We start from the raw sequence: 24,908 nt of genomic DNA, 5'->3' as shown, positions 1-24,908 counted from the left end.
TCTCAGTACTAGTAATAAGGCCTGTGCATTCTGGGGATAGCGGCAGCGCGCCGCAGCTAGGGCGGGGATCGGCCTGTGGAGCATGAGGTGCATAACTGTGTGGCTCGTGTTGGGCCGTTGGGGAGCAACGGCGGCTGTGCACGGCACGCCGCTTAGTACACGGGTGTTTGATTGCGTTTTGCACAGTCCTGCGCACAACCCGCGGGTGTGGCGGGTGTGACAGGCGTGCGGGAAGTTTTTTGAAAAAAGTTGCGCGACGGGGCGCCGAATCAGCGCTTGGAGCGCTGGCGGATGCGAGTGGTGAGCTCCTTGACGTGATCGAAGACCTCACGCCGCTCAGCCATCTCGGACAAAATCTTGCGCTGGGCGTACATCACCGTGGTGTGGTCGCGGCCGAACGCCTGCCCGATCTTGGGCAGCGACAGGTCGGTGAGCTCGCGGCAGAGATACATCGCGATCTGGCGTGACTGCGCCAGCGCGCGCGTCTTGCCGGGCCCGCGCAGTTCTTCCACGGTGGTGTCGAAGTATTCGGCGGTGGCGGCCATGATGGTCGCCGCGCTGATCTGCATGGTGCTGGCGTCGGCGATGAGGTCGCGCAGCACGATCTCGGCCAAGGCCTTGTCGATCGGCGTCTTGTTCAACGAGGCGAACGCGGTGACCCGGATGAGGGCGCCCTCGAGTTCGCGGATGTTGCGCTCGATGCTGCTGGCGATGAGTTCCAGGACGTCGTCCGGGACCGCAAGGCGCTCCATCTGCGCCTTCTTGCGCAGAATCGCGATGCGGGTCTCGAGTTCGGGCGGCTGGACGTCGGTGATCAGGCCCCACTCGAATCGGGTCCGCAAGCGGTCTTCGAGGGTGGCGAGCTGCTTGGGCGGCCGGTCCGAGGAGATGACGATCTGCTTGTTCGCGTTGTGCAACGTGTTGAAGGTGTGGAAGAACTCCTCCTGGATACCTTCCTTGCCCTCGATGAACTGGATGTCGTCGACGAGCAGCACGTCGACGTCGCGGTAGCTGCGCTTGAAGGCGACTTTGCGGTCGTCACGCAGCGAGTTGATGAAGTCGTTGGTGAATTCCTCGGTGGACACGTACTTGACCCGCATCCCGGGGAACAGCCGTTGCGCGTAATTGCCGGCGGCGTGCAACAGGTGGGTCTTGCCCAGACCGGACTCGCCCCAGATGAACAACGGGTTGTAAGCGCGCGCCGGCGCTTCCGCGATCGCCAGGGCCGCCGCGTGTGCGAAGCGATTGGACGCCCCGATGACGAATGTGTCGAAGGTGTAGCGGCGGTTCAGGCTCGTCCCGCCGGCGACGGCGGGGTCGGCCGGATGCGGGCGCTCGGTGAAGTAGTTGGGCCAGCTCTGCGGCGCACCGTCGGGGGTTTCGCCGTTTTCGTCGGCTTCCTCGATGTCGAAGGCCTCGTCGTCCGGTGCCTCGGGCTGGGCAAACGGGTCAGCCTGCGCAATCGCGGCTTCGTCGTCATCGTCGGGCGGCGCGATGCGCACCCCGAGCTGAATCTGTTGGCCGAGGCGGCGGCTGAGTGCGTCGGTGATAGGGGCGCGCAGATGACGTTCGATCTCGTTCTGGACGAAACTGCTCGGCACCGACAGCAGGGCGAACCCTTCCACGATGGTCAGGGGCTGGACCAAATTCAGCCAGGCCCGCTGCTGGGGGGTGAGGGGTGCGACGAGCGTGGTGCGGTTGGCGGCGACGCCGTCCGGGGTGGATTCTCCGTTGAGTTCCGAGACGACCGCGTTCCACACGGTCGTGAAACCTGAACCGGGGTCATCGGTCAACGACGCATCCCCCTGGTTCTCGAGCATCCCGGGTCGAAGTACAACCACGCTTGGCGACAAAGCAGCTGTCCACATAGTTATACACAGGTGTGGACAGGATGAGCGTATGCGAGCCACAACCTACCGGCGACGGCTCGCGATCTCCGTGCTGGAAGAAAACCTTTTCAAAGGCTGTCTAGGCAGCTAGTCGACCCACCATCCTCGCTTGTTTGTCGAGCGCCGTTGCAGTCTAAAACGACACTGGCAGAAGCTAACAGTTTTCCGTGCGGCTGCCAACCGTTCTGCTGCATTCCAATCGGGTTGTTTAGGGTTCGGTGGGCCTCGTTCGGCTCGACGTCGGTGCGCAACCCCGTCCGGGCCGGTCGGTGAGGCCGAGGTTTTGCGCCGGGATCGAGCGGCTGCGTTGGGGCAGGCCAGGTTTGACCAGGCGAAGCGCGGTCAGTACCCTCAAACAGTCGCCCGAAAGTCGGCGATGCGGCTGCGACCCAGGTCTGCCTGGGGACCGCGCCGGCCAGCAGCAAGATTACCTCCGACCGACCCGCAGACGAGCGAGACGTCTGCCGGCCGGATGGAAATGCGAGACACAACGAGGAGACCGTCGTGGCCAAGGGCAAGCGGACATTCCAGCCGAACAACCGGCGCCGAGCCCGCGTGCATGGCTTCCGGTTGCGGATGCGTACCCGCGCCGGACGCTCGATTGTGTCGAGCCGGCGCCGTAAGGGGCGCCGCGCGCTATCTGCCTGATCGCAACGTCGGGTTCTTCGGCGGTGCTTCCCGCACGCAACCGCATGAGGCGGTCAACGGAGTTCGACGCGACGGTGAAGCACGGAATCCGCGCGGCGCAGCCCGACGTGGTGGTGCATCTCCGGCGCGCGGCCGATCGTGACGCGGCGACGGCTCCCCGCGTGGGATTGATCGTGGGCAAGTCCGTGGGCTCGGCTGTGGAGCGCCACCGGGTTGCGCGCCGGCTGCGGCACGTCGCGCGTGCGGTATTGGGCGAACTGCACGACTCCGAGCACTTGGTCATCCGGGCGTTGCCGGGCAGTCGGACCGCGTCCTCGGCGCGGCTGGAACAGGAGCTGCGCCGCGGGGTGCGGCGGGCCCTCGAGTCCGGGGGAGCGCACCGGTGACGCCGCGGGCCGTCCTGCGCACCGCGGGCACCGCGGCCGCCCGGGGGTTGATCTCGCTCATCCAGCTGTACCGGCACATGGTCTCGCCGCTGCGGCCGGCGACGTGCCGGTTCGTCCCGACCTGCAGCCAGTATGCGGTCGACGCGCTGACCGAGTACGGATTGATGCGGGGGAGTTGGTTGGCTGCGGTCAGGCTTGCCAAGTGCGGACCCTGGCATCGGGGCGGATCGGATCCGATACCGGAACGTCCGGGTTGCCAGATGAACTTCGAAGAAGCCAGCGACGCGTGGGCCCGCCCGGCGGCGCGAGGGGAGAGTGGAACTCTTGTTTGATTTCTTTAGCCTCGACTTCGTCTACTACCCGGTGTCGTGGATCATGTGGGCTTGGTACAAGCTGTTCGCCGCGATGCTGGGGCCGTCGAACTTTTTCGCGTGGGCCCTGTCGGTGATGTTCCTGGTCTTCAGCCTGCGCGCCCTGCTGTACAAGCCGTTCGTGCGGCAGATCCGCACCACCCGTCAGATGCAGGAACTGCAACCGCAAATCAAGGCGCTGCAAAAGAAGTACGGCAAGGACCGCCAGCGGATGGCGCTCGAGATGCAGAAGCTGCAACGCGAGCACGGGTTCAACCCCATCCTCGGCTGCCTGCCGATGCTGGCGCAGATCCCGGTGTTCATCGGCCTGTATCACGTGTTGCGGTCGTTCAACCGCACCACGGGCGGCTTCGGTCAGCCGCACCTGTCGGTGATCCAGAACCGCATGACCGGTAACTACGTCTTCACCCCGACGGACGTCGGACACTTCTTGGACGCCAATCTGTTCGGCGCACCGATCGGCGCGTTCATGACGCAGCGGACCGGGTTGGACGCCTTCACCCACTTCAGCCGGCCTGCGGTCATCGCCGTCGGCGCGCCGGTGATGATCCTGGCCGGCATCGCGACCTACTTCAACAGCCGTGCATCGGTGGCCCGGCAGAGCCCGGAGGCCGCGGCCAATCCGCAGACCGCGATGATGAACAAGCTTGCGCTGTATGTGTTTCCGCTCGGCGTGGTCGTCGGCGGACCCTTCCTGCCGCTCGCGATCATCCTGTACTGGTTCGCCAACAACATCTGGACGTTCGGTCAGCAGCACTACGTGTTCGGCATGATCGAAAAAGAGGACGAGGCCAAAAAACAGGAAGCGTTGCAGCGCCGAGCGGCCAACGCGCCGGCGCCGGGGGCCAAACCCAAGCGGAACGCGAAGGCGAGCCACCCAAGCGGCGACGGGTCGGCGACCGCCGGGGTGGGGGAGTCCGGCCCGGACGCCTCCGACGGCGCGGAGGCCGCGGCGAAGCCCGAGCCGACCAAGCCGAATCCCAGTGGACAAAACGGTGGCACGCCCAACCGCACGCCGCGGCCGGGCGCGCGACCCAAGAAACGCAAACGCTGACAGAGCCATACCGGGCGGCCCGGGAGGACGACCCGATGGCAGGGACCCGCGGATGAGGGAGAGAAAGACATGACCGACGCAGACACCACGACCGAGCACGACGTGGACACCGAACTCGACGAGCGGCCGCCATCCGAAAATGGCGCGGAGGCGGGGGCGGACGAAGTCGACGACCAGGAGGAGCGATTGGTCGCCGAGGGCGAGATTGCCGGCGACTACCTGGAGGAGCTCCTCGACCTGCTGGACTTCGACGGCGACATCGACCTGGACGTCGAGGGCAACCGCGCCGTGGTGAGCATCGACGGCAGCGACGACCTGAACAAGTTGGTGGGTCGTGGCGGCGAGGTGCTCGACGCACTGCAAGAGCTCACCCGGCTCGCGGTGCATCAGAAGACCGGAGTGCGTAGCCGGTTGATGCTCGACATCGCCAGTTGGCGCCGCCGGCGCCGCGAGGAGCTGGCGGCCTTGGGCGACAAGGTGGCGCGGCGGGTGTTGGAGTCCGGCGAGCGCGAGGAGCTCTCCCCGATGACGCCGTTCGAGCGCAAGATTGTGCACGACGCCGTCGCCGCGGTGCCCGGGGTGCACAGCGAGAGCGAGGGCGTGGAGCCCGCGCGCCGCGTCGTCGTCCTCCACGACTAGCGAGTTACAGCCGTGTAGTTCCGGCGCCTAGGCCCGTCGCGCGTCAGGCAAAGCAGAGGATGTTTCACGTGAAACATGTCGGCCCGGTCGAACCCGCGGCGGACAGCCCTGCCCCGCACGGGCCCGGCGCCGCCGCGGAGGCCGCCGCGGCGATTTTCGGTCCGCGCATCGACGCCGCGCGGCGGTACGCGGAACTGCTGGCCGGCCCCGGAGTCGAACGGGGCCTGCTCGGCCCGCGTGAGGTGGAGCGGATCTGGGATCGGCATATCCTCAACAGCGCCGCCGCCGCCGAGCTCCTCGATCCCGGCGAACGTGTCATCGACATCGGCAGCGGCGCCGGCCTGCCCGGCATCCCGTTGGCGCTCGCGCGGCCCGACCTCGGCGTGGTGCTGCTCGAACCGCTGCTGCGCCGCAGCGAATTTCTCAGCGAGGTCGTCGACCAACTAGGGTTAGCCGTCGAGGTGGTCCGCGGCCGTGCCGAGGAACTGTGGGTTCGTCACCAGTTCGGGGAAAGGGATGCGGCGGTGTCACGAGCGGTTGCGTCGTTGGACAAGTTGGCGAAGTGGAGCATGCCGCTGCTGCGGCCGGGCGGCCGGATGCTCGCGATCAAGGGGGAGCGCGGCCGCGACGAAGTTGAACAGTATCGGCGTGTGATGGCTGCATCGGGCGCCGTTGATGCCAGGGTGGTGACATGTGGCGCGACCTATTTGCGTCCCCCCGCAACCGTAGTTATAGCCCGGCGCGGAAGGCCGCCGCGCCATCAGCCGACACGGATCGGGAAGGCCGGGAACCGATGAGCAATCCGGGAGAATCGCCGACGGTCGCCGGGGCGCCGCCGAGCGTCACCCACACCCCGGCGCCCGTCCCCATTGGCGATCCCGCCGCGAATGTTTCACGTGAAACAGCGGACGAATACGACACCCCGATCGGCGCCGCCGCCGAACGGGCGATGCGGGTCCTGCACACCACGTATCCACCGCTGCGCCGGCCGAGCCACCGCCGAGTGCTCACCGTCGCCAATCAGAAGGGCGGGGTGGGCAAGACCACCACCGCGGTGAATCTCGCCGCCGCCCTCGCGCTTCAGGGCCTCAAGACATTGGTCATCGACCTCGACCCGCAGGGCAACGCGAGCACGGCGCTCGGCATCACCGACCGACAATCCGGCACGCCGTCGTCGTACGAGGTGCTCATCGGCGAGGTCAAGGTCAAGGACGCGATGCGGCGCAGCCCGCACAACGAGCGCCTCTTCTGCGTCCCGGCCACGATCGATCTGGCGGGCGCGGAGATCGAATTGGTGAGCATGGTGGCGCGCGAGAACCGGTTGCGGACCGCCCTGGCCGACCTGGACGACCTCGACTTCGACTATGTGTTCGTGGACTGCCCGCCGTCGCTGGGACTGCTGACCATCAACGCGCTCGTCGCCGCGCCGGAAGTGATGATCCCGATCCAGTGCGAGTACTACGCGCTCGAGGGCGTGTCACAGCTGATGCGCAACATCGAGATGGTGAAGGCGCACCTCAACCCGCGGCTCGACGTGTCCACCGTGGTGCTCACCATGTACGACGGCCGGACCAAGCTCGCCGACCAGGTGGCCGAAGAGGTGCGCCGGTACTTCGGGGCCAAGGTGCTGCGCACGGTGATCCCGCGCAGCGTCAAAGTATCCGAGGCGCCCGGCTACAGCATGACCATCATCGATTACGACCCCGGCTCGCGCGGGGCGATGAGCTATCTCGACGCGAGTCGTGAACTCGCCGAGCGTGACTGACCACCTTTCGTGAAGGGACGACCATGACGCAGCCACTACGCAAGAAGGGCGGCCTCGGCCGGGGCCTGGCTTCGCTGATCCCGACCGGCCCCGCCGAGGGTGACTCGGGTCCCGCGACGCTCGGCCCGCGGATGGGGGATGCGGCCGCGGACGTCTTGATCGGCGGACCGGGACCGGACCTCGCCCCGGCGGGCGCGGTGTATCGCGAGATCGCCCCGGCCGACATCGAGCCCAACCCCCGCCAGCCGCGCCAGGTCTTCGATGACGAGGCGCTGTCCGAGCTGGTGCACTCCATCCGCGAGTTCGGTCTGCTGCAGCCGATCGTGGTGCGAGCCGTCCCGGGCGCCAAGACGGGCCCGCGGTATCAGATCGTCATGGGGGAGCGGCGCTGGCGGGCTGCCCAGGAGGCGGGGCTGGCCACGATCCCCACCATCGTCCGCGAGACCGGCGACGACAACCTGCTGCGCGACGCCCTCCTGGAGAACATCCACCGGGTGCAGCTGAACCCGTTGGAAGAGGCGGCGGCCTACCAGCAGCTGCTCGACGAGTTCGGCGTCACCCACGACGAACTCGCCTCCCGCATCGGCCGGTCCCGCCCGCTGATCACCAACATGATCCGGTTGCTCAAGCTGCCGATCCCGGTCCAGCGGCGGGTGGCCGCGGGGGTGCTGTCCGCCGGCCATGCCCGGGCCCTGCTGTCCCTGGAAGCCGGGCCCGAGGCCCAAGAGGAACTCGCCAGCCGGATCGTCGCCGAGGGCCTGTCGGTGCGGGCCACCGAAGAGGCGGTGACACTGGCCAATCGGGCCGGCGCCACCACCCCGGCCCCCCAGCGGCGCAAGCCGATCCAGATGCCGGGCCTGCAGGAGGTCGCCGACCGGCTGTCGAACGCCTTCGATACCCGGGTGACGGTCAGCCTGGGCAAACGCAAGGGCAAGATCGTCGTCGAATTCGGCTCGGTGGACGATTTGCAGCGCATCATCGACATGATGACCGCCGCCAAGGCCTGACCCGTCATACCCTGTAATTACGTCACTGTGACACCGGGGCGGTCCCGAACGGGCAACAACCGGGCGTGATTACGAAAGCGCATGCGTTCCAACGATTTTCGGTAACGAACGGGCCGCGGGCGTAACGCGTGCGGCGGCCCGCCACCGTGATCGGCGCCTCGACGACAAATCTGGCCCGATAACGACATCCTCTCCTATCCTGGAGGGGTTGCCGGTGCAAAAGGCTGCAGTACCGCACAGGAGCCAGGAGGCTAGTGTCCGCCCGAATCACACCGTTGCGCCTCGAGGCCTTCGAGCAGCTTCCCAAGCACGCGCGCCGCTGCGTCTACTGGGAAGTCGACCCGGCGACCCTCGGTAACCAGGACCACCTCGCGGATCCGGAGTTCGAAAAGGAAGCCTGGCTGTCGATGGTCATGCTGGAGTGGGGGTCCTGCGGCCAGGTCGCGACCGCGGTCGCGGACGAGAGAAGCCAGAGCGAGCCGCCGTGCCTGGGCTACGTGTTCTACGCGCCGCCGCGCGCGGTGCCACGCGCACAGCGGTTTCCCACCGCGCCGGTGTCCGCGGACGCGGTGCTGCTCACGTCGATGGGCATCGAGCCCGGGCAGGCCACCGACGACCTGCCGCACGGGCTGCTCGCCCGGGTGATCGACGAGCTGGTCCGGCGTGGAGTCCGGGCCCTCGAAGCCTTCGGTCGCACGCCGGCGGCTTCGGAATTGCAGGACCCGTCGAAGGCGAGCCCGGATGTGCGGCCGGTGCTGGAGGCCGTCGGCGACTGCTCGGTGGACCATTGCGTGCTCGACGCCGAATTCCTGCAGGACGCGGGATTCGTTGTGGTGGCGCCCCATCCGTACTTTCCGCGGCTGCGGCTCGAATTGGACAAAGGCCTGGGGTGGAAGGCCGAGGTCGAGGCGGCCCTGGAGCGCCTGCTGGAAAACGCGCAACTGCAGGAGCCGGTCGGGGCGGGGTCCGCGGCGGGAAATGCGTTGCGGGGCGGCGAGATCGGTTAGGAGCCGCCGAGCCGGCTGGCCCGGTCCACGGAGAGTTCGTGGGCCAGCAGTTCGGCGAAGGTGAACGTGCCCGTGGGCCGGTCGTTCTTGCCCAGCAGGTAGAGCCGCTTCACCGCGGCGAGGATGCCTTCGGCAATCGCGTCGCGCGTTTGGGTGGAGACCAGCATTGCGCGGTCCTGGGGATTGGTGATGTAGCCGACGTCGACCTGCACGGTCGGCATCCGCGTCAGGCGCAACAGATCCCACGTCCGGCCGTGGGTGCGGCAATCTCGTAACCCGGTGCGGGCCACCACTTCTCGTTGGATGAAGTCCGCGAGATTGCGCCCGATCGTGGACACCGAGCCGTGCGAGTTTCCGAAATGAAAGGACGCCACGCCATTGGCCGCCGGGCTGGGCTGGTTCTCGCAGCGCAGACTGATCATCAGATCCGCCCCGACGTTGTTGGCGGTGGCGGCGCGCTCGGCGTCCGACGGGCTGCGGTTCGCCGGCCGCGACAGGAAGGTCTCCATGCCGATGGCGGTCATCCGCCCCTCGAGCCGGCTTGCCAAGTCCCACAACACATCCGCTTCGCTGACCGGACCCGAGGGGCCCTGCATCAGCTCGCCGCGGTCCGTCCCGCCACGGCCCGGATCGATGATGATCCGTTTGCCCGACAACTTGGGTCCCGACCGGCGGACCAGCTCCTCCTCGCGGATCGCGTGGGGTGAGCCGCCGGTGACGCGGGAGCTGAGAAAGTACAAGGAGCGCAACGTTTCCGGACCGCAGATGCCGTCCGCGGCCAGCCCGTACTCACGCTGGTAGGACATCAGGGCGTTGTGCGTCTGCAGGCCGAAGTGCCCGTCGACCAGGCCGGTGTAGAACCCGAGGTCCTGCAGGCGCGCCTGCAGGGTGGCCACGTCGTCCCCATACAGCGGGGCGCCGAACTGGTGATACAGCGTGCGCGCGCCCAGCCGGTAGGAGGCCTCCTTCAGGGCGCGGTAGGTGGCCTCGCCGACGATGCCGTCGACCAACAGGCCGCGGTGCTGCTGGAAGGCCCGCACCGCCTGGTCGAGTTCGGCGTCGAAGACCTCGAGGGAAACGTGACGGCCGGTGATGAGGTCTTCCTCGGGGCTGTCCAGCAACCCTAGCGTCGCCAGCGTAGCCCGGATTTCGGTCACAGCCGCGCTGCGGTCACCACAGCGCAGCGCATCGCCGTATTCACGGCGCGGACTCGACATACCAAAGGCCCTCCGGGACACACTGACAGGCTCGCATCTGGGCGACAGCTACCGGATATTGTCGCAGACGCTTCGCCCATTCGGGAAAACCCCAGGCTGAACGCGGGGCGTGGTGTGGCGAATTCAGAACGAGATCAGCTGAGGTTGGGGACGGCGTCCGAGAGCTCGCGCAGCAAGGCCGCCTTGCCCTTGGCGCCCACGATCCGTTTCACCGGTTGGCCGTCTTTGAACAGGATCATGGTGGGGATCGAGACAACCTGGAAGTCCCGCGCGGTTACCGGGTTGGCGTCCACGTCGAGCTTGGCGACGGTGAGTTGCTCGCCGCGCTCACTGGCAATCTCTTCGAGCACCGGCGCGACCATCTTGCACGGCCCGCACCACGTCGCCCAAAAGTCAACCAGCACAGGCTTATTGCTGGACAACACCTCCGTGGAGAAGGATGCGTCAGAGACTTCGATTGTGGCTCCGGCCTTTTCGGCGTCGGTCATTGAGGTGCTCCAATCATCTCGGTAGTGCCCGGAAATTCGGTGGCGTCGCTTTGTGCGGCCGAGCTGGATTCGACGTGATCGGCCAGCCAACGTTCGGCGTCGATGGCCGCCGCGCACCCGCTGCCGGCGGCCGTGATGGCTTGGCGGTAGGTGCGATCCACCAGATCGCCGGCGGCGAACACCCCCTCGATCGACGTGGCCGTGGTGCGGCCCTGGACCAGCACGTAGCCCTCGGGGTCGGTGTCAAGGACGTCGCGCACCAGTTCCGAGCGCGGGTCGTGACCGATGGCCACGAACACTCCCGTGACGGGCAGCGTGGATTCCTCGCCGGTGACCGTGTCGCGCATCCGCAAACCCGCCACCGTCTGTTCTCCTTCGACGCCCAGTACGGCCTTGTTGGTCAAGATGGTGATCTTCTCGTTGGCCCGGGCGCGTTCGAGCATGATGCGCGACGCGCGGAACTCGTCGCGGCGGTGCACCAGCGTGACGCTGCGCGCGAAGCGCGTCAAGAAGGTGGCTTCCTCCATCGCCGAGTCCCCACCGCCGATCACGGCAATGTCTTGATCTTTGAAGAAGAACCCGTCGCAGGTCGCGCACGAACTCACCCCGCGCCCCAGCAGCTCCTGCTCACCTGGCACGCCCAGATACCGCGCCGCCGCGCCCATCGCGAGGATGACCGCCCGCGCCCGGACGGTTTCGCCCTCGGCGGTGGTGACCGATTTGACCGGCCCGTCCAACGAGACCGATTCGACGTCTTCCATCCGCAGGTCGGCGCCGAAGCGCAGCGCCTGCTCGCGCATCTGATCCATCAGCTCCGGACCGGTGATGCCGTCACGAAAACCCGGGAAGTTCTCCACCTCGGTGGTCGTCATCAACGCGCCACCGAACGACGTGCCCTCGAAGACCACCGGCGCAAGCTGCGCCCGCGCCGTGTACAACGCCGCGGTGTATCCGGCAGGACCCGAACCAATGATGATCACGTCGTGCACAGTGTCGGCGGTCATAGATCCCTTTCAAACGATCGTCCCTGGATTCGTACAAACGCCAGCGTAGGCACCGCTGTTCCCGGGCGAGTCGGACAACCCATGGGACCACACTAGGGGCGGGGGACCTGGGTGCTGGCCAACAAGCCGGTATCGGCGGCGCTGCAGTTCAGTGCGACCGCGTAGACCGCCAGGCTGTGGGGGGTGTCGCCCGGCACCACCAGCACGATCCCGGGGCGGGCGTTGATGTCGACCCGCCGCGCGCCCAGCACCTGTGTGGACGCCGGGTAGCCCAGGCCGGTGAGGCAGGAGGCGCGCCGCGCCGCGTCCGCGAGCGGGCCGTAATCGGGGCTTTGCCCCAGCAGGCCGAGGATTTCGTCCTGCGACAGCGGGATCGCCATCGGCGGCGTCGACACCGTGATGTGCTCGGCGGTGACCGGCGTGCTGGGGGCCGGCTCGGGCGCGTTGATCAGTGCCGCGGTGCCCACACCGACCGCGGCGAGCATCGCGCCGACGCCCACCACCCCGGCGGCCACCCGCGCCGGACCGATCCGGGGCCGGGCCGAGTGGCCGGCCGGGCTCGCGTCTGCCGAATCCAGCGCCGCCGAGATCCGGGCGGTGACCTCCGGCGGGACGTCGGGTGCCGGGTCCGCCCCCAGCGTGGCGACGTCGCAGCGCACGCGGTTCAGGGCGCGCAGGATCTGCTCCGCGTCCGGGTCGTCGCGGACCCGCTGCCGCACGCGCGCCGCGGATTCGTCATCGAGCAGGCCGGCCTGCAGGTCGGCGAGAAGCTCGACCGTCAGGGGCGGCTCGTCGGCCTCGTCGTCGGCTTCACTCATCCGCCCCAGTGTCCGTCATGCGCTGCTTGACGGCCATCGGCGGGTCGGGCGCGGCGTTCAGATAGCCGAGGAGTTCCGCGAGGCGCACCCGGGCCCGCGCGCAGCGACTCTTGACGGTGCCCTCGGCGACGCCCAGCAGCGCGGCGGTGTCGGCCACGGAGTAGCCCTGCATGTCGACGGCCACCACCGCCGCCCGCTGCTCGACCGGAAGCCGCATCAGGGCGCGCTGCACCACCATCGCGGTCTCGACCTGGGCCGTCCGATCCGCCACCGCGTGGACGTCCTCCAGCGGGGCGGTCGGGTGCGCCTTGATGCGGCGCAGCCGGTCCAGGCAGGCGTTGACGACGATGCGGTGCAGCCAGCTGCCCACCGCGGCGTCATGCCGGAACGCGCCGGCGCCTCGGTGCGCCGAGAGCATCGCGTCCTGCAGCGCGTCCTCGGCGTCCTCGGCAGTGCGCGTGGTGAGCCGGGCCAGCCGGTGCAGCTGTCGTCGATGGCGAAGGAACAACTCGCCGAAGGCGTGGCGGTCGCCGGCGACGTGTGCTGCCAGCAGCTCGGCGTCACTGCGTTCGCGCTGGATGTCTCGCCGGGAGCCCACGGCCGGACAGTAACCAATCGCCTGCGGGCGGGCACTTCACCACCGCGCGGAGATGTTGAAGCGCCGTCAGGAGGCGGCCTGGACCGTGATCTCCGAGAATCCGGCCTGGCTCTTGCCGTTGGTCGTGCCCAGCGTCGAGATCCACACCAGCAGGTTCGACGTCGGTGCGCCGGCCCGGACCGGGATGACGTTGTGACCCGGCTTGAGCGTGAAGGCCGGGGCCAACACGGTGGTGTCTTTCAGCGACGACGGCGACGCCGTGGCCGACGAGCGGATCTCGACCTTCGTCCCGCTGCTGGGCGTGTCGATGCTGACCTGCCCGACCACCGTGGGGTTCGGCAGCTGCAGCATGAGGCCTTCGCCCTGCTTGAAGCTGGGGAACGGAACCGCATCGGTGTAGACCTCGGTCGCCCAGGCGGTCGAGGGGTCACCGTCGATCGCCTGCCCGGCCGTGTCCGCGTTGTCGGCGTCACCGTCGGGGGAGTAGACCGTCGCCTTGGTCGGTTTGACGACGCTACCGGCGGCCGCGGAACTACCGGTCGACGATGAGACGGACGACGACGGGCCGTTCAGCCCGAGCTCGTCCTTGTTGAGGCCGCCGCCGACGTTGCCGAAGATCTTGCTGACCACGGATGCCAACACCAGTAGCGCCACGATGATGACGGCAAGGCCGGCGCCCATGCCGATCAGCAGGTTGCGGCGCCGGCGCGCGAACGCCGCCTCGTCCTGCCCCGCGGACTCGCGGGCGGTGGCCGGCACGGGCGAATCGTCGATCGGGCCCAGCACCTCGGTCCGGTCGGCCACCGCGGTCGCTTGCTGCAACAAGTTCAAAAGCGTTGAGGCGCTGCGTATCCCGCCGTCCTCTTGAACCGCCCGGACCGCGACGGCCGAAATCTGGAAGGGGATTTCGCGGTCGATGACCATCGGTTCCACCGGTTGACCGGTTGAATCGCGCTCGGCCGGGGCGAGCCCGCTTCGCACACTGGACTCCGCCAGCGGCCACCGGTTGACCAGCAGCGCGTAGAGCGCGGCGCCGATACCGCGGATGTCGCCCTGGGGGTTGGCGTCGGGCATGGTCGCGGGGTACGCGAGGACGACATCGCCCTCGATGCTGACGCGCACCCGGCTCGGGTGATCGATCGACAACGCGACGCCGGCCCGGTGGGCCGCGTCGGCGGCCGCCGCCAACGACTGCATGGCCCGGACGGCGCCGACGGGCGACGGCGCGGTGTCCGCCACCTCCTGCAGCGAACCGCCCCGCACCCACTCGGACACCACCAGGCCGCCGTGGCCGCTGTGGACCACGTCGAGCACCCGGGCGATGCCCGGCTTGTCGATGCGGCTGAGCCGCAGGGTGCGCGACAGGACTTCCTGCAGGACCTCCTCGGGCAGTGCCCCGTCGGGGTCGACGAAGGTCAGCGCCACCTGCCGGTCCAGCGCGGTGTCCAGCGCCTGCCAGAACTGCAGCGGCGGGGCGCCGCCGTGGAACACCAGCAGGCGATACCGGCCGCCGGCGATGCGGGCGCCGGGAACCAGGTGGACGTCGTCGGCTGGCGGGTCACCGCCACGCTCTCGGGGTGGTTCGAACGGGGCCGGCCCGCGCCGCGATTCGGGCGCGACGTCACCGTTGCGCTGGTCGGCCTTGCGGGGCGTCGGCGGCGGGGATTCGCGGTCAGCGGGGATGTCGGGCTGGAAGTCGTCGGCAACCGGTCGTGGCAGCTCGGCGCCCGACGCGGCGCTGTCGACAGGGCGGTCGGTCACCTCCGGTCCTTTCGCTATCCGGGCTGGGATTGCCCGCTCCGGAGATCTGCGCTGGATCGGCTCCTGGACCGCATTTACCCCAGGCGGGGACGAATTCCTCTGCTCAGGGTACGTGACCGCAGACCGGCGAGACGATCCCTCCGGTGTTACCGGTTTGCGGGTGGCCGGCACCCGGCCGCCGAGACGCCGCCTGACGGCGTCCAGCGCGGCCCGCGCCTCGGGGACATCAGCGCGGAGCATGACCGCGGCCATGATCGGCAGCATGATCAGGCCCAGGATCAGCAGGCGCAGCAACGAGCCGGCACCGCCGCCGTGCGCCGTCAGCCGGTCGAGTCCGGTCAACCGGTCGGCCACGTGGGCCACCAAACCGGCCAGCAGGGAGGCGGTGATCGTCACCAGGATCGTGCGCAGCTCGCCTTTGCCGATCAGGTGGCCGCCGGTCGGCAGCAGGGTGTGCCGCAACAACAGGTAACCGATGATCGCGCCCGCCAGAAACCCGATGCCGTTGGCCAGCCCGAGATAACCGGCCACCAACTTCGGGTCATGAGTCAGGTGCGGGGCCAGCACCGAGCCCACGATCTTGACCGCGGTGATGACGAGGATGATCACGATCGGCGTCCAGGGCTGCTCGCGTGCGTAGAAGACGCGGAGCTGAAGCAGCACCAACCCGTACGGGATCAACGTGAACGCCGAGAGCGCGATCGCGGCGCCCAGGTAGCCGGCGTCGACCCCGCCGAAGTGGCCGTAGGCGAACAGCGCGCTGCCGATCGCGGGGCCGCCGACGGTCATGAACGCGACGATCGGGATCAGCGTGATCAGCGTCAGGCGTGTGGCCAGCGACAGGTCGGCGAGCACCGCCTTGGTGTCGTCGGCGGCGGCGTTGCGGCTCAGCCGCGGCATCACCACGGTCAGCACCGTGACGCCGATCATGCCGAACGGCAGCATCAGCACCAGCCATGTGTAGTTGTAGATCGCCGGGCCCGACGCCGCCGCCGTGCTGGCGATCTGGTTGCCGACCACCAGGCCCAGCTGGCTGATCAACACGTAGAGCACCATCGCGGCGGCCATCGTGCCGAAGCGCTTGAGCCGCTCGTCGATTCCCCACAGGGGGCGCAGGTCGACGCGTTGGCGCCGCAGCGCCACCAGCAGCACCGCGGTCTGCGCGAAGACGCCGAGCGTGGTGCCGATGCCAAGAACCAGCAGCTTGGTGTTGCCCATCCGAACGGGGTCGACCGACAGCTCGCCGGGCACCGCCGCGTACACGGCCAGTGTCACGAGGGCGACGACGTTGTTGACCACCGGCGCCCACGCCGTGGGCCCGAATACGTTGCGGGTGTTGAGGATTGCCATGAAGACCGACGTCAGCCCGTAGGCCAGCACCTGGGGGAGCAGCAGGTAGGCGAACGCGGTGGTCAGCGGCTCGTTGACCTGCGGGACGCGACCGAGCATGAGCCGCACCAGCAGCGGCGCCGCGGCCACCGACAGCGCGGTCGCCAACACCAGCAGCGCCGTCGTCAGCGTGACCAGGCGCCGCACGAAGGCCGCGCCGCCGTCGGGGTCGCTCTGCTCGGCGCGGGCGAGCACCGGCACGAATATCGCGGTGAAGGTCGCCTCCAGGACCAGGGCGGCCACCAGGTTCGGCAGCTGGTTGGCCACCGAGAACGCGCTGGACAGCGCGGCGCCGAGGATCGCCGCCAGCAGAACGACCCGGGCGAAGCCGGTGAGCCGGCTGACCAGCGTGGCGAACGCCATCGCCCACGACCGCGACACCAGCGCGGCGTCGGAAAGTTCGGGGCGCCGGCGATCGACGCCCGCGGGGACGGGCGGCAGGGGGCCGGTGGGCGGCGAGCCGGGGGTTCGGGGTCGCCGCGGCGGCTGCGGCAGGCGGTGGTGTTGCCGCGCGGCCTGCCCGTGGGCGGGATTCATACTCGGTGCTCGTGTTCGACCCGGTCGTGGGGCGCGGCGTGCGCGCGCGCGGACCTGGCTCCCGGCGGATCGGGCCGGTCCAGGTCGGCGCGGTCGGGCTGGCCGCGGAAGCGGTGCCACAGTCGCCGCCCGGCCAGCAACACCAGCACCGCCGCGGCCGTCATGGTGATCGCGAACAGGACCTTGCCGTAGGCGTTGGAATGCACCGAGAGGCGCACCGGGTCGCCCAGCCGCATGCCGTCCGGGGTCCGCAACGTCACGTCGATGGCGACCCGCTGGGTGAAGTTCACCTCGATCGGCACCCGCAGCGGCAGGTATCCGGGCGGCAACTCGATCTGGCCGACGTCGGTGACGGTCATTCCCGGTGGGGCGTCGACCTGCAACCGCACCCGGATCGGGACGGCCAGGCCGTTGTGCAGCGCGAGCGGCAGCGGGCTGTGCTCGGTGGCCAGGGTGTAGGAGCCGCCCGGGTTGACGATCGTGACGGCGCCGAACAGGTCGTTGATCGTCTTGCCGACGACGGCCAGGCGCTGCTGGGCCATCCCGTTGCGGGTGTCGGGCGGCTGGGATTGGCTCAGCGCGCGCAGCATGTCTTCGCGCAGCGGGGCGGTGTACTGGATGCCGGTCAACCCGGTGCGTTCGTCGGTGGTCAGCGCCGACGTCAGGCCCCACAGCCGGCCGACCTGCCCGGCGACCGCGGCGGTGACGTCGTCGTCGAAGCGACCGCGCGCGGAGGTGTCGGCGCCCACCGGTTCGGACGGCTCGGTGCGGGCCGCGGCCTCGGCGACCACCGCCGGCAACGGCCGCGGGACGGCCAGGCCGGAGCGGATGGTGGTGGTCAGCGCGGTCAGGATGACGTGCGCGTCGTCGGCCTGCAGGTTCCAGGTCGCCGGCGGGACCAGAATCTGGGTGCGTGGCGCGTCGTCGTGGCGCAGGGCGTGCCAGAACATCGAGCCCAGGGCATCCTGGCGGCGCGCGGTCACCGAGTCATGGGAGAGCCGGACGCTCAGTGAGGGGTCCAGGTAGGTGGGGACCGCCGGTGAGCTTCCCGCCCCGGCCAGTGCGGCGCCGACGGCCGGGTCAAAGGGGGCGACCACCACCTGCGGGGAGACGCGCCGGGGCGCGGTGTCGACGTTGCCCTCGGCGGAGCTCTGCCCATCCGAGGCGGACAAGTCGGCCGCGGCGACGGCGACGGTGCTTTCGTTGGCGCCGAGCAGGTTGACCGCGCCGTTGGTCAACGGTCCGTCGGGCAGCAGCGTGGCGCCGCGTGCGGAGGCGACGTCGAGGATGCGATCGACGATGCTGTTGACGCCGGTGGTGGCGGCGGCGCTCAGCCCCCGATCGTTGACGCGCTGCAGGGCTCCCAGGTCGGCTTGCGCGTAGGGCAGCGGCGCCACGCAGGTGCGGTGCGCCAGGGCCCGTAGCCGGTTGAGCCACTCGACCGCGGCGGCTTGCCCGGTGCCCGGATGGGTCGGTGTGCCGGGGAGTTGAGCGGGGCCGTCGGGCGAATCGGAGACCACGTAGCCGGCGGTCATCGCGTTGATGGTGACCAGCAGGTCGGGGTCCACGGCTAAACACAGCGCCCGGCCGACGGCGCCGTCGGGGTCGACGTCGTGGCTGGTGGCGACTTCGGCCGCCGACAGCAGGATGTCCAGCCGGCCGCCGCTGGCCAGGGAGGTGGCCAGGTCGTCGTCGACCAGGCGCACCGGGATGGTGCCCCCGGGCACGCCCGGCGCGAGCCGGGGCCGGTCGGCCAGCGGCCACAGCATCGTGATCCACACCGGTTTGGACGTGTCGGGCGCGACGGCCGAGCCCAGGTCGCCGCCCTGATCGGGCGGCACGCCGACGACGGGCAGCAGGAAGCGCGCGTTGTCGAGGCGGGCGGGGGCGCCGTAGTCGGGCGTGGCGTTGACGTTGACCAAGACCGGGTAGATGCCGGGCTGGTCGATGCCCAGCGACTGCTTGGTCAACGAACGCAGCGGCGCCGACAGGGTGAAGCCGACCTGCTGGCCCCGCTGTAACTCGGGAGCGACCGTGAGGAAGTCGGCGGCGGGTTGGTATTGGTCGGTGTCGCCGTCCAGGGTGGTCCGCAGGCTCGCGGACGCGGTGACCGCCCCCGCGTGCTCGAGCCGGACCATCACGTCGCGGACGGGGCGGTCGCCGATGTTGGTGACCATGCCGCTGACGGTGACAACGGGTTGACTGGACGTGGTGACCACGTCCGGGGTGACTTGGTCGATGCGTACCCGGACGAAAGGTGTGGCGCCGGGTTCGCCCGCACCCGCGCGCGGCATGACGGGACCGGTGAGCAACGCAAACCCGGCCACGATGCCGATCACCGCCGCGAGGCGCAACAGGCAGAGTCGGGATGCCGTCACGGCCCTGGCCCGTGGCCGTTCTTCCGGCTGGTGGCCGGCTTGTCGGCGTGCCGGGTACGCGAATGCGTTTGCGGGCGGCGCCGGGGAGAAGTCGGGGGCAGCGGCGGCAGGGCGGCGGGGCCGTCGCTCTGCAGCTTGTCGATCAGCTCGTCGGCCACGCGGGCCAGCCGACGTTCGTCGGCGTAGGCCAGCTTCGACGGCAGCTCGTGGATGGGCACCCAGGCCACCTCGGCCACTTCGAGGTCCTCGTCGGACAACTCGCCGCCGGAGAAGCGCATCAAATAGTGGTGGACCGTCTTGTGGACGCGACGGCCGTCGGTGACGAACCAATAGTCGATGCGTCCCAGCGCGGCCAGCACGCTGCCGCGGATGCCGGTCTCTTCGGCGACCTCTCTTATAGCGGTCTGTTCCGCGGTCTCACCGAGTTCGATGTGGCCCTTGGGCAGCGACCACAGCATCCGCCCCCGCCGATCGACCCGGCCGATCAGCGCGGCGACCTGGGCGTCGCGCGGGCCGTCGAGGCCGTCGATGACCAAGCCCCCGGCCGAGGTTTCGTGCACGGTGCGCAGCCGATCCGGCGCGCGGCGAGGCGAGCGAGATCGGCGCGATTTCGTGGCCGTCGAGTCCGCGGGCGCTTGGCCGTTCGTCTGGGTCTCGGTCGAACTTGCCGCCCCACGACCGCGCCGCCGCCCCCGGCGCCGACGTGGCTTGCGTTGTTCGCCGTCCGACACCCAAGCGATAGTAGCTGGGACGACTTCGTCTCCCAGGACATACTCGCCGCTAGCGGGGCGCGCGATGGCGCAGCGCGGTCATGGCCGTGTCGGCCTACTAGGCTGATCGAACGTGCCCGAAGCCGATGTCGAGCTGCTCGCCGCCGCCCAGGTGGCCCTGAACCAACACGCGCCCATGCTGCGTGAGTTGGGCTCGGCGTTCGAGGGCTCGGGACACGAGCTGTACCTCGTCGGCGGCTCGGTGCGAGATGCGCTGCTGGGCAGGTTGAGTCCGGACTTGGATTTCACCACCGACGCCCGCCCGGAGCAGGTGCAACAAATCCTGGGCCGCTGGGCCGATAACTCGTGGGACACCGGCATCGAATTCGGCACGGTCGGCGTCGGCAAGGACGGCCACCGCCTGGAAATCACCACCTTTCGCGCCGACACCTACGACCGGGTCTCCCGCAACCCCGAAGTGCGGTACGGCGATCGCCTCGAGGACGATCTGGTGCGCCGCGATTTCACCGCCAACGCGATGGCCGTGCGCGTCACGCCCGCCGGGCCGGGTGAATTCCTCGACCCCTTGGGTGGTTTGGCGGCGCTGCGCGAGCGGGTGCTCGACACCCCGGCGGCACCGTCGATGTCGTTCGGTGACGACCCGCTGCGGATGCTGCGGGCGGCGCGTTTCGTTGCGCAGCTCGGCTTCGCCGTCGCCCCGCGGGTGCGGGAGGCGATCGAGGAGATGGCGCCCGAACTGGCGCGGATCAGCGCCGAGCGGGTGGCCGCCGAGTTGGACAAGCTGCTGCTCGGCGACGACCCCGGGGCCGGCATCGACCTGCTGGTGCAGACCGGCATGGGCGACGTGGTGCTGCCCGAGGTCGGTGGCATGCAGATGGCCATCGACGAACACCACCAGCACAAGGACGTGTACCAGCATTCGCTGACGGTGTTGCGGCAGGCGATCGCGCTGGAGGATGACGGCCCGGATCTTGTGCTGCGCTGGGCCGCGCTGCTGCATGACATCGGCAAGCCCGCCACCCGGCGGCACGAGCCCAACGGCGGCGTGAGTTTCCATCATCACGAGGTGGTCGGCGCCAAGATGGCCCGAAAGCGGTTGCGGGCGTTGAAGTATTCCAAGCAGATGATCGAGGACGTCTCGCAGCTGGTGTATCTGCATTTGCGGTTCCACGGGTACGGCGAGGGGAAGTGGACCGATTCGGCGGTGCGGCGCTACGTCACCGACGCCGGACCGCTGCTGCCGCGGTTGCACAAGCTGGTGCGCGCCGACTGCACGACGCGCAACAAGCGCCGGGCCGCGCGGCTGCAAGCCAGCTACGACCGGCTGGAGGAGCGGATCGTCGAACTGGCCGCCAAAGAGGATCTGGCGCGGGTGCGTCCCGATTTGGACGGCAACCAGATCATGGAACTGCTCGACATTCCGGCGGGCCCGCAAGTCGGCGAGGCTTGGCGCTTCCTCAAAGAACTGCGGCTGGAGCGCGGGCCGCTGTCCGCCGATGAGGCGACCGCGGAACTGCTGAAGTGGTGGAGTTCGCGGGGGAACGCGTAGCGGCGGTTTTACGTCCGAGTGGTCATGGACTATTGCATGGCGGGCGATGACGGCGCGGCGGCGATCTGGCATCGCGAACTCGACCTCGACGTCGACGGGGACGGCCGGCTCGATGCTTACGGGCTGGACTTCGATGGTGATGGGCTGCGCGACGACGCGTTCGCGGATCTCGATGGCGACGGCATCGCCGATCACTTGGTGCTCGACGTGGACAACGACGGCACACCCGAGGCGTACTTCACCGACGACGGGTCGGGCACGTGGGGGATAGCCGCGGATCAGGGGCGGCAACTGCGGTGGCTCGGGCTCGATGGTGTCGAGCACACCGGCGGCCCGCTGGTCGACTTCGACGGGCACGGGAGCGTCGACGACCGGCTGTTTGATACCGACGCGGACGGGCTGGCCGACCGGGTGCTGTGCGCCGACGAGGACGGCGTCACCGGGTACGTCGACACCGACGGCGACGGTAAGTGGAACGTGCGGCTGACCGATTCGGACGGGGACGGGTTGGCTGATGGGGCGAGCGCGTTGTGAAGCGCTTTTCCTCCTAGAGACGGGTGAATTGACCGCTGCGGGCGGGGTATTTAGCCTGGTCAGTAGCGGCGTTTGAGCTGATGAACTGGTCGCCGCGGTCGACGAGGGAAGGGGTGGCAATGTTCGTTGACACGGACCTTCTGCATTCCGGAGGTAACGACTCGCATCGCGCTGGCGGGCACGCCCAAGAGGGCGCCGATCAGCTCGCGCGCGGGCCGCTGGCATCCGGCATGTTCGGCGACTTCGCCGCCGCCGATTCCTTCCACGAGGCGCTCGCCGCCGCGCACACCCAACACGTCGAAAACCTGCAAGGCCACAAGCAGACGCTGACTGACGTCGGTTCGAAGGCGCACTACGCCGCGCGAGGGTTCACAAGCATGGACCAACACAACGCCGGCGAAATGCAGGCTGTGCGACCGGGTTCGGCTCCGGCGTAGCGGGGTTCGAGGCCTTGTTCGGCGGCTACCAAGTAACACGCCCTTCAAGCTGGCCGGTTATGTCGAATCTTCGATTCCGTTAGAAGTCATGGGGTGACGGCTCGCTGTGCCAGTGACGCCAGCGTCGCGTTGCGGCCACAATTCGGCGGCGATGCGGGATGTACGGGGATAATTTCAAGAGAATGACCCCTACACGAGTTGATACGAGGGAGGGCTGCATGGGGGATCTGCCTCCATACAACGCGGGGGAGCCACATGTCGGCCCGCCTGTGGGTCCGTGGCAGCAGCAGGCGTACCCGCCCCAGCCCCTAAAACGTCCTCAAACTTGGCCCGCGATCGCTCTATCAGCAATTGCTGTTCTGTTGGCCATCGGTGCTCTGGTTGTCGCAATGACACGGCCTACTCGCAGCTCACCCGGCGCGTCCTCAGCCACCACAACGACGGTGGCATATACCGCAGAGCAAATCGCAGCGGCACATCAAAAGCTATGTGACGCTTACAAGCTGGCCGGTCGTGCAGTTCAGATCGAGACAAATGGCAAGAGTTCGGAGCGCGCGGGTATAGCGACCGTAAACGGTGCCGTGATGCTCGAAGAGGCGGTAAACGCTAATCCAGCGATCACCTCCAGCGATCGCGCCGCTGCGCTTGCCCTAGCTGAGTCATACAGCAACGTTGCAGTCGTATCGAGCTTGGCAACTGGAACCGACGACCCGGCTTGGCAGGCTGCGCTTAGTGACGCTAACGCGAAGGACGCTGCCATGCAGAAAGTTTGCGGCGGCACGTGACGTACAAGGATCGAAGTCTGCACAAACCCGCACCCTGTAGGTGCGCGGCTGATTGTGTTTCGTTAGTTCGTTCAGTGCACGTCACGGTGAAGGGTTGTCGCTGAAGGCGCTGAGCCGGGCGCGCGCGGGGAAGTGCACGGCTGTGGAGACGGCATGAGATTGAGCTTGAGTGCACAACAGGGGCATAGCAACGCATTGAGGTCGCGACAGCAGTGAATTGCTGCCGTGCAGTCCCCTGTTTCACTATGGAGCGCGGATAGACGAGCGAATCTTGGCAGGGTCTTCAACGTCAGCGACTGTGAGGAGGACGCATGGCGGTCAACGAGCCGCGGGGTCCTGGTCAGGGACCGATGGCCTCCCCGCCTGCGGGGAATTGGTCACCGAATTATCCGACGCAGCCGGCCTCACGCGGGCTCCCATGGCAGGGCGGCGCCGTGTCGTTGACATTCGTCATTGCTATAGCTGCGCTCATCGTGGCGCTAACACGGCCGACCGGTGCGCGCTCTTCTGTGACCACTGCTACCCGTACTTACACGGCCACCGAAATCGCGGCTGCCCAACGACAACTCTGCGATACATACAAATTGGCGGCCCATGCAGTTCAGGTTGACACAGCCGGTACCGACAAAGCGCTGGCGCGCATCGCGACAACGAATGGGGCCTTAATGCTTGACATGGCCGCGAGCAACCCGGCCCTCGACGCCAACTACCGCGACCCAGCGCGCGCCCTGGAAGCTGCCAACCTCACTGTGACGGCTAAGAGCAGCTATGGAGTCGCGTCCGAGGCCGACTTTCAATCGGCCCTCGATACTGTCATCGCCAAGGACGCTGCGATGAAAAAGGTATGCAGTGGGGGCTGACCTTCCGCCCGGCATTTGGACAGCGGCGCTCATCGGGCCGTGGTGGTCAGGACCGTCGACTGATCTACGCGCCGCAGCTCAACATTGGAGCCAGGCGTGTGTCGAGCAACAGCTGTTCTCTCAGGACTTGCGAAATCAGTGGACAGTGATCGCGGCACATAATCAAGGCCACACAGCGGATGACCTTATATCGAGGTACCAAGAAGGCGAAAAATTTCATCTCGATCTTGCTGAGAAGTACCAAGCGAAGGCGGGAGCCTTCAATTCGGCTGCTGATGCAGTCGACTATCTGCGAAGTCGATTGGCAGACATTGCGAATACGGGCAACAGAGAGATAGATCAAATTCTCGCCTCGAAAAAGCCGCTTCCCGAGAAGGTCGCAGAGATCCAGGCCGTTCAGTTGCGCTGCAACGGTGACGCCGCGAATGCAAGCGCGGCGGCGGGCGACAAACTTATGACGGCGACTCAGAAGATTCTTGATGCCGAAGGCGTTGGCGGCGACGCACGCACGTGGGCGCGTGAACAGGGGTTCAACGCAGGAGCCGTTCAACCACCACGCTCTATCACTGGTGAGGATTTGAAACCAGGGGACGGAGCTTCGCCGACGGAGCCACGGATCGGCGGCGCCGGAATAAACGCGGGCGCACCGCACACCGAAGAGAACGTGTCAGCACCAGTTACGCATAGCCCGCGAGTCAACGCAGCTGGGTTCCATGGTGGCGAGCCCCATCCTGGCGGGGATACGCCCACTGGACCGCGGGTCGGCGGAACTGAGTTTCCGGGCGCGCCAGGTGGCGGCGCACCGACGCTCCCAAGCGGCGTGCCATCGGTAGGTCACGGCGGGCCAGTCGCGCCAGGGACGCCAGGCATGGCGGGCAGTCCCATGACGATGTCACCCGCCAGCCTGGGCCAAACCGGCTCGCCTAACTTGGCCCAATCTTTCGCGTCCGGCATGGCAACGGGGCAGCCGGCAGGCGGAGGCGCTCAAGGCATTTCGTCGGGCGCAGTCAACGCAATGGAGTCTGGTGCGGGCACGCCGCCGCAGTCCGGGCCGCC

The 24,908-nt window shown here is 68.3% G+C and carries 24 protein-coding genes; 14 read left to right on the top strand and 10 right to left on the bottom strand.

Annotated features, from left to right (window positions below; genetic code table 11):
* Window positions 1-269: 269 nt before the first annotated feature.
* Window positions 270-1,793, bottom strand: a complete 1,524-nt coding sequence (gene dnaA, locus A5730_RS13710; RefSeq protein ID WP_067901164.1) for a chromosomal replication initiator protein DnaA — start codon at window positions 1,791-1,793, stop codon at window positions 270-272.
* 600 nt (window positions 1,794-2,393) lie between these two features.
* On the opposite strand from dnaA, the gene rpmH reads away from it, so the two are divergent.
* From rpmH to A5730_RS13675, 9 genes are all read left to right on the top strand, one after another.
* A complete protein-coding gene (rpmH, locus tag A5730_RS24340; protein WP_073880743.1) occupies window positions 2,394-2,537 on the top strand; it encodes a 50S ribosomal protein L34 in 144 nt (47 codons plus the stop codon).
* A 23-nt stretch (window positions 2,538-2,560) separates the two neighbouring features.
* Window positions 2,561-2,923, top strand: a complete 363-nt coding sequence (gene rnpA, locus A5730_RS13705; protein WP_067900978.1) for a ribonuclease P protein component — start codon at window positions 2,561-2,563, stop codon at window positions 2,921-2,923.
* Window positions 2,920-3,255 carry a membrane protein insertion efficiency factor YidD gene (yidD, locus tag A5730_RS24335; protein WP_082946832.1) on the top strand — a complete coding sequence of 112 codons (336 nt, stop codon included), beginning with the start codon at window positions 2,920-2,922 and terminating at the stop codon, window positions 3,253-3,255. Before rnpA ends, yidD begins: the two co-directional genes overlap by 4 nt.
* Complete coding sequence (gene yidC / locus A5730_RS13700) at window positions 3,239-4,348, top strand: membrane protein insertase YidC (protein ID WP_082946831.1); 1,110 nt, start codon at window positions 3,239-3,241, stop codon at window positions 4,346-4,348. Before yidD ends, yidC begins: the two co-directional genes overlap by 17 nt.
* Before the next feature lie 69 nt (window positions 4,349-4,417).
* On the top strand, window positions 4,418-4,987 hold the full coding sequence (locus tag A5730_RS13695; protein WP_067900976.1) for a R3H domain-containing nucleic acid-binding protein: 570 nt from the start codon (window positions 4,418-4,420) through the stop codon (window positions 4,985-4,987).
* A gap of 59 nt (window positions 4,988-5,046) precedes the next feature.
* The gene (rsmG, locus tag A5730_RS13690) at window positions 5,047-5,784 is read left to right on the top strand and encodes a 16S rRNA (guanine(527)-N(7))-methyltransferase RsmG (RefSeq protein WP_067900972.1); all 738 of its coding nucleotides are present in this window, start codon (window positions 5,047-5,049) and stop codon (window positions 5,782-5,784) included.
* Window positions 5,781-6,752: a ParA family protein gene (locus A5730_RS13685; protein ID WP_082946830.1), complete on the top strand. Its 972-nt coding sequence runs from the start codon at window positions 5,781-5,783 to the stop codon at window positions 6,750-6,752. The genes rsmG and A5730_RS13685 overlap by 4 nt, the downstream gene beginning before the upstream one ends.
* A gap of 23 nt (window positions 6,753-6,775) precedes the next feature.
* Window positions 6,776-7,759 carry a ParB/RepB/Spo0J family partition protein gene (locus A5730_RS13680; protein ID WP_067900969.1) on the top strand — a complete coding sequence of 328 codons (984 nt, stop codon included), beginning with the start codon at window positions 6,776-6,778 and terminating at the stop codon, window positions 7,757-7,759.
* A gap of 254 nt (window positions 7,760-8,013) precedes the next feature.
* Window positions 8,014-8,766 (top strand): hypothetical protein, encoded by a 753-nt coding sequence (locus A5730_RS13675; RefSeq protein ID WP_055401415.1) that lies wholly within the window; start codon window positions 8,014-8,016, stop codon window positions 8,764-8,766.
* On the opposite strand, the gene A5730_RS13670 is transcribed toward A5730_RS13675, so the two are convergent.
* The 8 genes from A5730_RS13670 to A5730_RS13635 all read right to left on the bottom strand — a co-directional run bounded on the left by A5730_RS13670 (window position 8,763) and on the right by A5730_RS13635 (window position 19,687).
* Window positions 8,763-9,983, bottom strand: coding sequence for an N-acetylmuramoyl-L-alanine amidase (locus A5730_RS13670; protein ID WP_067900967.1), 1,221 nt, complete (start codon window positions 9,981-9,983; stop codon window positions 8,763-8,765). The two genes, A5730_RS13675 and A5730_RS13670, sit on opposite strands and share 4 nt — an antisense overlap.
* Window positions 9,984-10,117: 134 nt before the next feature.
* Window positions 10,118-10,471, bottom strand: coding sequence for a thioredoxin (gene trxA / locus A5730_RS13665; protein ID WP_067816776.1), 354 nt, complete (start codon window positions 10,469-10,471; stop codon window positions 10,118-10,120).
* Window positions 10,468-11,475 carry a thioredoxin-disulfide reductase gene (trxB, locus tag A5730_RS13660; RefSeq protein WP_067900964.1) on the bottom strand — a complete coding sequence of 336 codons (1,008 nt, stop codon included), beginning with the start codon at window positions 11,473-11,475 and terminating at the stop codon, window positions 10,468-10,470. The genes trxA and trxB overlap by 4 nt, the downstream gene beginning before the upstream one ends.
* A gap of 92 nt (window positions 11,476-11,567) precedes the next feature.
* Window positions 11,568-12,293, bottom strand: coding sequence for a hypothetical protein (locus A5730_RS13655; RefSeq protein ID WP_067900962.1), 726 nt, complete (start codon window positions 12,291-12,293; stop codon window positions 11,568-11,570).
* Entirely contained in the window at window positions 12,286-12,891 is a 606-nt protein-coding gene (gene sigM / locus A5730_RS13650) for an RNA polymerase sigma factor SigM (RefSeq protein WP_067900959.1), read from the bottom strand. Before sigM ends, A5730_RS13655 begins: the two co-directional genes overlap by 8 nt.
* Window positions 12,892-12,957: 66 nt before the next feature.
* Window positions 12,958-16,578 carry a murein biosynthesis integral membrane protein MurJ gene (locus A5730_RS13645; RefSeq protein ID WP_067900957.1) on the bottom strand — a complete coding sequence of 1,207 codons (3,621 nt, stop codon included), beginning with the start codon at window positions 16,576-16,578 and terminating at the stop codon, window positions 12,958-12,960.
* Window positions 16,575-18,956, bottom strand: coding sequence for a hypothetical protein (locus tag A5730_RS13640; protein ID WP_067900954.1), 2,382 nt, complete (start codon window positions 18,954-18,956; stop codon window positions 16,575-16,577). Before A5730_RS13640 ends, A5730_RS13645 begins: the two co-directional genes overlap by 4 nt.
* Complete coding sequence (locus A5730_RS13635; protein ID WP_067900950.1) at window positions 18,953-19,687, bottom strand: NUDIX hydrolase; 735 nt, start codon at window positions 19,685-19,687, stop codon at window positions 18,953-18,955. The genes A5730_RS13640 and A5730_RS13635 overlap by 4 nt, the downstream gene beginning before the upstream one ends.
* Window positions 19,688-19,799: 112 nt before the next feature.
* On the opposite strand from A5730_RS13635, the gene A5730_RS13630 reads away from it, so the two are divergent.
* The 5 genes from A5730_RS13630 (at window position 19,800) to A5730_RS13615 (ending at window position 23,852) form a co-directional block, all read left to right on the top strand.
* Window positions 19,800-21,236 (top strand): CCA tRNA nucleotidyltransferase, encoded by a 1,437-nt coding sequence (locus A5730_RS13630; protein WP_067900947.1) that lies wholly within the window; start codon window positions 19,800-19,802, stop codon window positions 21,234-21,236.
* A 24-nt stretch (window positions 21,237-21,260) separates the two neighbouring features.
* Window positions 21,261-21,770 (top strand): pullulanase, encoded by a 510-nt coding sequence (locus A5730_RS13625; RefSeq protein ID WP_067901157.1) that lies wholly within the window; start codon window positions 21,261-21,263, stop codon window positions 21,768-21,770.
* 119 nt (window positions 21,771-21,889) lie between these two features.
* On the top strand, window positions 21,890-22,207 hold the full coding sequence (locus A5730_RS13620) for a DUF2563 family protein (RefSeq protein WP_067900944.1): 318 nt from the start codon (window positions 21,890-21,892) through the stop codon (window positions 22,205-22,207).
* Window positions 22,208-22,425: 218 nt separating this feature from the next.
* Window positions 22,426-22,992: a hypothetical protein gene (locus A5730_RS24330; protein ID WP_082946829.1), complete on the top strand. Its 567-nt coding sequence runs from the start codon at window positions 22,426-22,428 to the stop codon at window positions 22,990-22,992.
* Window positions 22,993-23,342: 350 nt separating this feature from the next.
* The gene (locus A5730_RS13615; protein ID WP_369829880.1) at window positions 23,343-23,852 is read left to right on the top strand and encodes a hypothetical protein; all 510 of its coding nucleotides are present in this window, start codon (window positions 23,343-23,345) and stop codon (window positions 23,850-23,852) included.
* 64 nt (window positions 23,853-23,916) lie between these two features.
* Here the strand turns inward: A5730_RS13615 and A5730_RS25435 are convergent, their stop codons facing one another.
* Window positions 23,917-24,402: a hypothetical protein gene (locus tag A5730_RS25435; protein ID WP_369829878.1), complete on the bottom strand. Its 486-nt coding sequence runs from the start codon at window positions 24,400-24,402 to the stop codon at window positions 23,917-23,919.
* Between the last annotated feature and the right edge of the window lie 506 nt (window positions 24,403-24,908).

This window comes from Mycobacterium sp. ACS4054 (genome assembly GCF_001667275.1).
Lineage (GTDB): Bacteria > Actinomycetota > Actinomycetes > Mycobacteriales > Mycobacteriaceae > Mycobacterium.
This window is presented reverse-complemented; position numbering and strand designations above follow the sequence as displayed.